This is a genomic window from Actinosynnema sp. NPDC059797 (assembly GCF_042732085.1).
Taxonomy (GTDB): domain Bacteria; phylum Actinomycetota; class Actinomycetes; order Mycobacteriales; family Pseudonocardiaceae; genus Actinosynnema.
On sequence record NZ_JBHWIE010000283.1, the window covers coordinates 1 to 9,229 of the forward strand.

The 9,229-nt window shown below is 72.9% G+C and carries 9 protein-coding genes and 1 pseudogene; 5 read left to right on the plus strand and 5 right to left on the minus strand.

Features of this window, described 5'->3' with window-relative positions; genetic code table 11:
• Nucleotides 1-412, plus strand: a pseudogene (locus ACFV4N_RS34420) (hypothetical protein); the annotation flags it as partial.
• A gap of 158 nt (nt 413-570) precedes the next feature.
• Here the strand turns inward: ACFV4N_RS34420 and lanKC are convergent.
• From lanKC to ACFV4N_RS34435, 3 genes are all read right to left on the minus strand, one after another.
• Nucleotides 571-3,210 (minus strand): class III lanthionine synthetase LanKC, encoded by a 2,640-nt coding sequence (gene lanKC / locus ACFV4N_RS34425; RefSeq protein WP_499676840.1) that lies wholly within the window; start codon nt 3,208-3,210, stop codon nt 571-573.
• A gap of 310 nt (nt 3,211-3,520) precedes the next feature.
• On the minus strand, nt 3,521-3,913 hold the full coding sequence (locus tag ACFV4N_RS34430; protein ID WP_499676841.1) for a hypothetical protein: 393 nt from the start codon (nt 3,911-3,913) through the stop codon (nt 3,521-3,523).
• 462 nt (nt 3,914-4,375) lie between these two features.
• On the minus strand, nt 4,376-4,801 hold the full coding sequence (locus ACFV4N_RS34435; RefSeq protein WP_499676842.1) for a DUF3995 domain-containing protein: 426 nt from the start codon (nt 4,799-4,801) through the stop codon (nt 4,376-4,378).
• 62 nt (nt 4,802-4,863) lie between these two features.
• Here ACFV4N_RS34435 and ACFV4N_RS34440 point away from each other — a divergent pair, with 62 nt between their 5' ends.
• The 4 genes from ACFV4N_RS34440 to ACFV4N_RS34455 all read left to right on the plus strand — a co-directional run bounded on the left by ACFV4N_RS34440 (nt 4,864) and on the right by ACFV4N_RS34455 (nt 7,958).
• Nucleotides 4,864-5,445, plus strand: coding sequence for a TetR/AcrR family transcriptional regulator (locus ACFV4N_RS34440; protein WP_499676843.1), 582 nt, complete (start codon nt 4,864-4,866; stop codon nt 5,443-5,445).
• Between the two features lie 70 nt (nt 5,446-5,515).
• Nucleotides 5,516-5,749, plus strand: coding sequence for a hypothetical protein (locus tag ACFV4N_RS34445; RefSeq protein WP_499676844.1), 234 nt, complete (start codon nt 5,516-5,518; stop codon nt 5,747-5,749).
• 119 nt (nt 5,750-5,868) lie between these two features.
• On the plus strand, nt 5,869-7,245 hold the full coding sequence (locus ACFV4N_RS34450; RefSeq protein WP_499676845.1) for a hemolysin family protein: 1,377 nt from the start codon (nt 5,869-5,871) through the stop codon (nt 7,243-7,245).
• 149 nt (nt 7,246-7,394) lie between these two features.
• On the plus strand, nt 7,395-7,958 hold the full coding sequence (locus tag ACFV4N_RS34455) for a hypothetical protein (protein WP_499676846.1): 564 nt from the start codon (nt 7,395-7,397) through the stop codon (nt 7,956-7,958).
• A 76-nt stretch (nt 7,959-8,034) separates the two neighbouring features.
• Here ACFV4N_RS34455 and ACFV4N_RS34460 read toward each other — a convergent pair whose 3' ends face one another.
• Nucleotides 8,035-8,460 (minus strand): hypothetical protein, encoded by a 426-nt coding sequence (locus tag ACFV4N_RS34460; protein WP_499676847.1) that lies wholly within the window; start codon nt 8,458-8,460, stop codon nt 8,035-8,037.
• Nucleotides 8,461-8,677: 217 nt separating this feature from the next.
• The gene (gene speG, locus ACFV4N_RS34465) at nt 8,678-9,214 is read right to left on the minus strand and encodes a spermidine N1-acetyltransferase (protein WP_499676848.1); all 537 of its coding nucleotides are present in this window, start codon (nt 9,212-9,214) and stop codon (nt 8,678-8,680) included.
• Nucleotides 9,215-9,229 lie beyond the last annotated feature (15 nt).

Genomic DNA, 9,229 nt, shown 5'->3' on the forward strand with positions numbered 1-9,229 from the left:
GTCGATGGCCGTGCGGGTGACCACGCTGGCCGCGCCGGCCTGCTACGGGTTCGCGCCGCTCGCGCTGCTGCTCCCGGTGCACTGGCTGGTGGTCGTCGCCGCGTACGTGGTCGCCGGGATGGGCATCCAGCTGTTCAACGTGCCCTGGTTCACCGCCACCCAGCGCGAGGTCGAACCCGACAAGCTGGCCCGCGTCTCCTCGCTGGACTTCCTGCTGTCCTACGGGCTGGCCCCGATCGGGCTCGCGCTCATCGCGCCCGCCGTCGACGCCTTCGGGGTGACCGCGGTGCTGGGCGTTTGCGCGGTCATGTGCTTCCTGGCCCCGGCCGCCGCCGCGCTGGTGCCCAGCACGAAGGACTTCTCCCGGAGCACCGCCGGGGCGACCCCGGGTCGGGGCGGTCCCGGCCGGTAGGACCGGGCACCCACGTGCGGAGGTGACGAGGGGAGCGCCGTCGCTCGCCGGGCGAGGTGCCGGCGGGCGACGACGCCCGGCGGCGTCACAGGCAGACGCTGCCTCGACTGCTCATGGTGAGCACGTTGCAGGCCATGAGTTCGTCCTCCTGCGGCACCTCAGCTTGCAAGAGCAGGACTTCCTCCACGCTGATCACTCCCTTCACCCGGTGCATCGGTGTTCCCCCGACGTGGCGCCGAGGGGGTCCGGAGGGCGTCGAGCAGGAGTCGCAGGGCGACCAGGACACCGGCTCCGCCCGACCACAGGTCGGCTGAGACGCGCTGACCCGGCTCGCCGAGCCAGCCCACCCCGCTCCCGTGCGGCACCGCGTACCTGACCAGGCCGCGGGCGCTGGTCAGCGCGGCGTCCAGGAGGTCGGGCCGGTCGAGCCGCCTGCCCGCGTCGGCGAGCGTCGTCACGAGGCCCGCCAGTCCGGGGAACAGGCCGGGGAACACGGTGAAGCGGGCCGTGCACGCGTCCAGGCAGCGCGACAGCACCTCGCCGGCGGTGAGGTCCACGTCGACGGGCACGCCGAACTCCGCGTCCGGCCGGCGCGCGAGGAAGCGGGAGAGGACCCGGGCGTAACCCGCGCTGCCCGCGAACAGGTAGGGGTAGACGCGCCGGTCGCCGCGGGCGACGCGGAAGCCGACGCCGCCGCCCGGCAGGGGGACGGCGTCGGCGAGTTCCTCGCCCAGCAGCCGCATGCCGCGTGCGAACGGCCGGTCGTCCCCGGTGGCGCGGTGCAGGTGGTACAGCGCGAGCGCCACACCGGCCCGCCCGCTCACCAGCCCGGAGCGGGTGGACGTGCCCAGGCGGGCGGTCAGCTCGTCACCGTCCGGCACGCGTTCGAGCAGCTCCGAGGCCGAGTCCAGCCAGCGCTGCTCACCCGTGCGCCGGTGGTGGGCCAGCAGGCCGAGCGCGGTGCCCGCCGCGCCGCCGCCCACCGTGCTGGAGGTGTGGTTGAGGGGGTGTGCGACCGCCTCGTCGAGCAGCCTCCCGGCCGCGTCCTCCTCGCCGAGTTCGGCCAGCACGCCCGCGATGCCCGCGCTGCCGTGGAGCAGGCCGGGCGCGGTGGTCCCGGCCTGCTCCAGCGATTCGTCCCGCAGCCTCCGGACGATCGCCGGGTCCGCCGCGCGGCCCGCGCGGCGCAGCGCGTGCAGCACGCCCGCCGTGCCCGCGGCCAACGCCCGGGTGTTCGTGTGGTGCCCGAGCGGGATGGTCGGGTAGACCCGCGCCGGGTGGTCCGGCCGCGCCACCTCCTCGATGGCGTCGGCGGTCCGCTCGGCGAGGTCGTGCAGCACGGCGACGGGGTCCGCCCGAACGGCGGACGGGGTGGGCAGGCGGGTGTCCCCGGAGGTCTCTCCGGTGCGTTCGCGGCAGCGCGTGGCCCACCGCCACAACCGCGGCTCGACGGGGGCCGTCTCGGCGAGGTCCGCGTGCAGGTGGTCGAGCGCGGCCGGGTGGCGTTCGGCCACTTCGTGCAGCGGGAACAGCAGGAGCAGCGCCAACGCCGACAACCCGTACCGGTCGAGTTCCTCCGGGTCGCGCTCGGCCAGCGCCCGCGCGTCCGGGTGCAGGTAGCCCGGCGTGCCCATGTACCGCCGCACGCGGTCGGTGGGCTGCACCGCCTCGAAGTCGACCAGCCGGACGCGGTCCTCCTCGTCGACGAGGACGTTGGTGGGGCTGAGGTCGATGAACGCGAAACCCAGGTCGTGCAGCGCGCGCAGGTGCGCGTCGAGCTGGTCGAGGAGCGCGAGGCAGCGTTCGTGGTACCGGGGGTACGCCGCCGCGTCCGCGTGGTCGAGCACCGCGGGGTTGTTCGTCACCATCCACCGGTACAGCGACACGCCCGGGATGAACTCGGAGACGAGGTAGCTGTGCTCCCAGTGGTGGAACAACTCCACCGGCCGGGGGCACACGCCGGGCGCGCGGGCGTGCACCTGCCGCAGCACCAGGTACTCCTCGGCCAGGCGGGTCTTCGCGTCGACGCCGTCCGCGGTGTAACCGTTGTGCGCCCTCGCTTCCTTGACGAACACGGCGGTGCCCTCGCCGGTGCGGAACCGGTAGGCGCCACCGGCGTTGCTGTGCCGCAGCACGGAGTCGAACGCGTAGCCGTGCAGGGTGACCGGTCCGGCGGCGCGCGCGGGGGCGGTCTCGCGGAACGGGTCGGACACGCCCTGCGGCAGGCGGAAGGAGGGCCCGCGCTCGTCGTCCACGACCTCCCCGCCCGGACCGGTCATGACCGGCACGTGGTTGCCGTCCGCGTCGACCCTGCTGCGGCCGCGGAACGCGCCGTACCGGTACGACACGCACGTGCTGTCGCCGAAGCGCCGGTCGGTGAGCACGAACGGCCCGTCGACCCCGGCCAGGTCCGCCGACAGGCGCCTCATCAGCAGCAGCGCGCACTCCTCGGTGGGCGGGTACAGGGTGCAGAACTTGCCGCTCTGCGGCCTGGCGGCGTGCTTGTCGTGCGCGATGAGGAAGGTGCGCTCGCCCGCGAGGTGCTTGAACGGCACCCCGAGTTCGGCGCACGCCGAGGACACGACCGCCAGCACGGCCCGCGCGTTGCGCAGGGAGCTGGACACGTGCACCTTCCAGCCCTGGTCGGGGAGGACGAGCCCGGGCGGTCCCCAGTGGGTCCACGCGCCGTCGCGCAGCCGGGTCCACCCCTCGGGCAACCGCGCGGGGGAAAGGCGCACACCGGGATCAATGGTGTCCCACGGTTCGTAATAATTCGGATCCGCGATCAGGAAAGACATGTCCACGACCATTTTATGCCCCTGCCTGCGGACGATGGGGCATCGGCGCGCGAATCAAGGATCGCAACCGTTCACGGCAACGTCAAGGAACCTTTTCGTGCAATGCGGGAACGTTCCGAGTGGTCGAACGCGGTGGTAGCAACGGTGCAACGCGGTTCCGGCGTCGGGCGCAACCGCGCCCGACCGGGCCGGCGACCGGCGGGGTGGTGCGGTGGTCCGCGCCAGGTGGCGCACGGTCCCGGACCCGACCGTGCGCCACCTCGCTCGTGGTCGGCGGCCGCGCGACGCCGCCGAAGCGGCCGCCCGGCGGTCAGTCCCCGGCGATGCGCGGCGAGGTGGCGCAGTTGTACCGCGCGCCCTCGGCGGTGTTCTGCTGGCAGATCGTGAACGTGTAGTCGGCGGACTCGCGCACCACGTCGACGTTGTTGCCGGTGCAGTCGCTGTTGTTGCCGTTCCCGTCCCGCACCCAGGCGAAGTGGTTCCAGCTCCCGTCCGGCTGCCGGACGTTGAGCCGGCCGGAGACGCCCACGTCGTCGGTCTTCGTGTCGCACACCCGGTACGTGTCGGTGCCGTCGTCGTAGGTCATCCTGGCCACGCCGTCCGGGTGCGTCCAGGCGTCGCTCCGCGCCATCGCGCCGGGTGCGGTCGACACCGCAGATCCGATGACCAGCGCCAGCACCGCGACAACTTTCCTCGTTTTCACAGCACGACCTTCCGTCGGGCAGGTGCGGAGCACCCGGGGATTCGTTTTTCCACCGCGAAGCTACGCAGGTCGTATTGACCTGTCGAACCGGAATTCGGCGTTCTTCGACGGGATGTCTGCGAGGGCGGCGGAATCGTGCGACAATCCACGCGCGCGCGTTCTCCGGGCCGGTGCGTGCCATCACCGAGAACATTGTGGCGGACAGGGGCGGGGCGCGATGTCGCGCGCGCCGGCGGCGGTGCCCGGAACGGCTCCCGCCCGAAGTGACACCGCTACGGGGGCGCGGCCGGTGCGGGCGGTCGGCGGAGGTAGTCCAGGAGTGGCGTGAAGCGGCTCCCGTCGCCTTCGGTGAACGCCGTGGGCGCGGATCGGGACCGGTCGGGCCGACGTGCTGCGCGCCGCTATCGCAATCCGGTCGTGGGCGCGCGTGCGTGCCGTCGGCTCCGGTGGTTCCGACGCTGGTCAGGCTGCGGGGTGGACCAGTGCGAGGGCGGCGCAGGACGTGGCCAGGGTCAGGCACAGCGGTGAGTAGTAGCGCCGGTCGAGTCGGGCGAACTCGGTGGTGCGGCGGGAGGACGTCACCAGTCCGGCCGTGCCGCGCAGCAGGAGCACGGCGGCGACGCCTGCCGTGCCCGCGGTGGGCAGCCACGACGGTCCCGGCGCGGTGACCAGTTCGGCTCGGGCGGCGACCAGGTAGCCGGCCGCGCCGAGCAGCGCGGCCACGCCGAGCGTCATGGCCGGTGTCGGCAGCCTGTCCACGGGCACGTCCACCACCCGGCGGGCGAACTCCTCGCGCGTGCGCAGCGGCCACGGCGAGAACGTCCACACCACGTGCAGCGCGCCGATCAGCACCAGCGCCGCGGCGGTGAGCAGGGCCGGCACGGTCATCACGACCTCCCCCTTCTTTTCCGTACACCCCTGTACGGTCCTCCGTACAGTACCGTACGGAGGTGGCGAAGCGGCGGCTCTCGAAGCGGGACTGGCTCACCGCGGCGCTCGCGGCCCTGGCCGAAGGCGGGGTCGGCGCGGTGGCCGTCGAGCCCCTCGCCCACCGGCTCGGCGTGACCCGGGGCAGCTTCTACTGGCACTTCGCCGACCGGAACGCCCTGCTGCGCGAGGCGTTGGAGTGGTGGGAGCTGCAGGGCACCGAGGCGGTCATCGAGCGGGTGGCCGGCATCGCCGAGCCCCGGCAGCGGCTGCGGGAGCTCTTCCGCGTCGCCATCACCGAGGACCCGACCAACGGGCTGGAGCCCGCGCTCGTGGCGCACGCCGACGACCCGGCGGTGGCGCCCGTGCTGCACCGCGTCACCCGGCGCCGCGTCGGGTTCCTCGCCGAGGTGTACGCCGAACTCGGCTTCCCCGCCGGGCAGGCCCGGCACCGGGCCGTGTCCGCGTACGCGGCCTACGTCGGCTGGATGCAGCTGCGGCGGGCCACACCTGCGGCACTGCCGGAGCTCGCCGACGACCCCGACGCGCTCACCCACCTCGTGGAGCACCACGTGCTGCCGCCCCCGGGCACCGCAACGCCCTGATCGCCGCGTCACCAAATCGGACAAATACCCGATAGGGTGACAAAGTCATGATCCACACCCCCGTGAAGGGATGTCATCCGTGGCTGTTTCGGTCAACCTGGACTCGCAGTTGGACAAGGCGTACGAGGGCCTGACCGTGTCCGAGGTGCTCGACGCGCCCGTCGCCGCGCTGGCCGGCGTCAGCGAGGGCGACGCGGAGAAGCTGGACGCGGCCTTCGGGATCAAGACCGTCCGCGACCTGGGCACCAGCAAGCACTTCGCGCTCGCCGCGGCGCTGGTCGCCCTGGAGGGCGCGGCGAAGTAGCCGCCCGCGTGGCACGGCCCTGGTGGTGGGCGCCCTCCCACCACCAGGGGTTCGGCCCGGTGGGATCGATCGCGACGCGATAGCGTCCGTGCCACTTCCGGTCGGGGTTCGGGGTGGGTGTGGACGGCTACGGTTTCAACATCGCGCTGGTCGCGGTGCTGGTGTTGGTCAACGCGCTGTTCTCGGGCAGTGAAATGGCGCTGATCTCGCTGCGCGAGGGGCAGCTGCGGGCCTTGGCGCGCGAAGGCGGCGCGAGCGCCCGAACCCTGGTGAAGCTGGCGCGGGACCCGAACCGGTTCCTGGCCACCATCCAGATCGGCATCACCCTGGCCGGGTTCCTGGCCTCGGCGACGGCGGCGGTGTCGCTGGCCGCGCCGCTCGTGCCGCTGCTGTCGTTCCTGGGCGGTGCGGCCAACGGGGTGGCCGTCGCGCTGGTCACGGTCGTGCTGACGTTCGTGACCCTGGTGTTCGGCGAGCTGGCGCCCAAGCGGCTGGCCATGCAGTACGCGCTGCGGTGGGCGCTGCTGGTGGCCCGCCCGCTCAACGCCCTGTCGGTGTTCTCCAAGCCCGCCGTCTGGCTGCTCAGCGCCTCCACCAACGTCGTGGTCCGGCTGTTCGGGGGCAAGCCGGAGACCGAGTCGGAGCAGATGTCCGCCGAGGAGCTGCGCGAGCTGGTGTCGGCGCAGCGGGGCCTCAACGCCGAGCAGCGCATGATCATCACCGGGGCACTGGACATCCACGAGCGGCGGTTGCGCGAGGTCCTGGTGCCGCGCCGGTCGGTGGTCACGCTGGACTCCGACCTCGACGTGCCCGCCGCCCGCGCCGAGCTGGCCGCGTCCGGGCACTCCCGCGCGCCCGTGGCCCGCGGTGGGCACCTGGACGACGTGGTGGGCATCGTGCACCTGCGCGACCTGCTGCGCGACGAGGCCTCCCTGGTGGAGGTCACCCGGGAGGCGCTGGTGTTCCCGGACTCGGTGCGGGTGTCGGACGCGCTGCGCCGGTTCAAGGCCGAGCGCGAGCAGCTGGCGCTGGTGGTCGACGAGCACGGCGCGGTGGACGGCATCGTCACGCTGGAGGACCTGCTTGAGGAGGTCGTCGGCGAGATCTACGACGAGACCGACCCCGACGTCCTGGGCGCGCGCACCGAGGCGGACGGCTCGCTGGTGCTGCCGGGCACCTTCCCGGTGCACGACCTGGTCGACCTCGGCGTGGAGCTGCGCGACGCGCCCGAGGGCGACTACACCACCGTGGCGGGCCTGGTGCTGCTCGTGCTGGGCGAGATCCCGGAGCGGCCCGGCGACCGGGTCACCGTCTCGGGCTGGTCGATCGAGGTGCTGGAGGTCGCCCACCACGCCGTCACCTCGGTGCGGCTGAGGCGCGCCGCGACCAACGGCCCGGCGCCCGACGGGCGCGAGTCGGAGGACGAGCGGGTCGGTCGGGATCAGCGGGACGAGGGCGACGGGGGAGCGCACCCGGACGGCGACCGCCGCGAGTAGGCGCGCCGCCGCGAGTCCCGCGACGACGAGATGTGCGGTCCCGCACCGGCGAACGCCCACGGAGAGTGTCCTCGTTTTTCGCCCGTTCGGCACGCCACGGCGGGATTACAGTGTGATCCGGCCGAGTCCCGGACGTGGGGGGTTCTCCGATGAGGGCGACGGGGATCGCAGGGCTGTTGTCGGCGGTGCGCCGATCGTCGACGGGCGTCGTCGTCGCGGTGCTGGTGGCGGCCGGGGTCGTGGTCACCGCGCCCGCGGCCCGGGCGGCGACCGAGCTGCTGTCCTGCGTGGGCAGCGGCGCCAACACCTACCAGCCGGGGGTGACCGCGCAACCCCGGGTCGTCTCCATCACCTCCAGCGCGAACTACGGCCCCTGCGTCTCCACCGGGTCGCCCGCCATCACCTCCGGCGGGTACGCGATCGTGGCGAACGGCCTGGTGTCCTGCCTCGGCGGCGGCGTCTCCATCACCGTGACCATCACCTGGAACACCGGCGAGACCACCACCGTCGCCGCGGTCGGGCTCGTCGTGCTGCGCCCGGCCAACGAGGTCGTCGTGGTCTACCAGGGCACGGTGACCGCCGGCAGGTTCACCGGGGCCGCCGTGGTGATGACCGCGGCACTGCTCAACACCACGCCCGCCCAGTGCTTCACCCCCGAAGGCGTCACCGGCACGAGCGGCCCCGCGAACATCACCATCACCCAACTCGCCTGACGCGGCCCGACCGGCCTCCCGACCGGCCTCCCGAGCGGCCTACGAGGTCACCGCGACAGCGGCTCCCGCACGGGGCTCACCGCTTCGCCGTCGTGGGCTGTTCGCGGAAGCAGGGGTAGTTCGCGGTCCGGAGCGCGGCGACCAGGTCCGCCCGGGTGATCCCGAACGCGCTCCGACCGCCGATCACCCCGGAGTCGAGTTCGTCCTCACCGCCGAACCCGACCCTGGCGGACCCGGTCCGGACCTCGTCGACCTCGTAGGCCACCCGGCCGTCGGCGGTGGACACCTCGTCGAACTCGACCAGGCAGCCGTCGACCAACTGGGTGGACTGGTGCTTGCCGTCCTCGTCGTCCCACGTCGAGGAGGCGGCGTGGCCGCCGGCGACCAACGCCCGTTCGAACGCCTCCCGCCGTTCCCGGCGGTCGTTCGAAGCCGTGACGCTCCAGACCACCGCCAGCAGCACCACCACCGCGACGCCGGCGGCGACGAGCAACTTGTTCACGCGACATCCCGTCCGTCGGCACGACGCCGGAATCCCAACACGGGCGGGACTCCCGTTCAAGGGCGGTGGGCCGAAGGTCCCGTGGCGTCGAGGTGAACATCGCGGTGTCGTGCTCGCGGCGTGGACGGCGGGGCGTTCAAAGGGCCCGCGGCGGGTCGGCCGAGGTCCGCTCCCGCCGCCCGGCGGGTCGACGGTCGAGCCGGCGCCGGGACTCGGCTCAGAGCGCTGCCTCGCGCTCCATCCTCTCCAGGTGCTCGTGCTGCAGGACCCCCATGCGCAACGCGTTGCGGTAGCGCCCCGCCGCGAAGAACTCCTCGCGCAGGACTCCCTCGTCCTGGAAACCGGCCTTCCGGTACACGTGGATCGCTTTCTCGTTCGCCACGTCCACGATCAGGTAGATCTTGTGCAGGTTCAGGACCGCGAAGGCGTAGTCCAGGGCCTTCCTCGTGGCCGTGGCGGCGAGTCCGCGCCCTTGGTGCCGCGGCGCGATGATGATCTGGAACTCGGCGGTGCGGTGCACGTCGACGATGCCGACCAGTTCGACCAGCCCGGCGGGCTCGCCGTCCACGTCGACGATGAAACGGCGTTCGCGCTCGTCGTGGATGTGGCGGTCGTAGATGTCGCGCAGTTCCACCAGCGCCTCGAACGGCTCGTCGAACCAGTAGGACATGATCTGGTCGTCGTTGAAGAGCTGGTGGACGAAGGGCAAGTCGTCCCGTTCGAGTGCGCGCAGACGAAGGGAAGGCGCTGACATGGTGGGACTTTAGCG

Coding starts and splice junctions, on each gene's coding strand:
- ACFV4N_RS34445 (WP_499676844.1), top strand. CDS start 5,516: ATGTCATCCGTGGCTGTTTCGGTCAACCTGGACTCGCAGTTGGACAAG.
- lanKC (WP_499676840.1), bottom strand. CDS start 3,210: ATGTCTTTCCTGATCGCGGATCCGAATTATTACGAACCGTGGGACACC.
- ACFV4N_RS34435 (WP_499676842.1), bottom strand. CDS start 4,801: ATGACCGTGCCGGCCCTGCTCACCGCCGCGGCGCTGGTGCTGATCGGC.
- ACFV4N_RS34455 (WP_499676846.1), top strand. CDS start 7,395: ATGAGGGCGACGGGGATCGCAGGGCTGTTGTCGGCGGTGCGCCGATCG.
- speG (WP_499676848.1), bottom strand. CDS start 9,214: ATGTCAGCGCCTTCCCTTCGTCTGCGCGCACTCGAACGGGACGACTTG.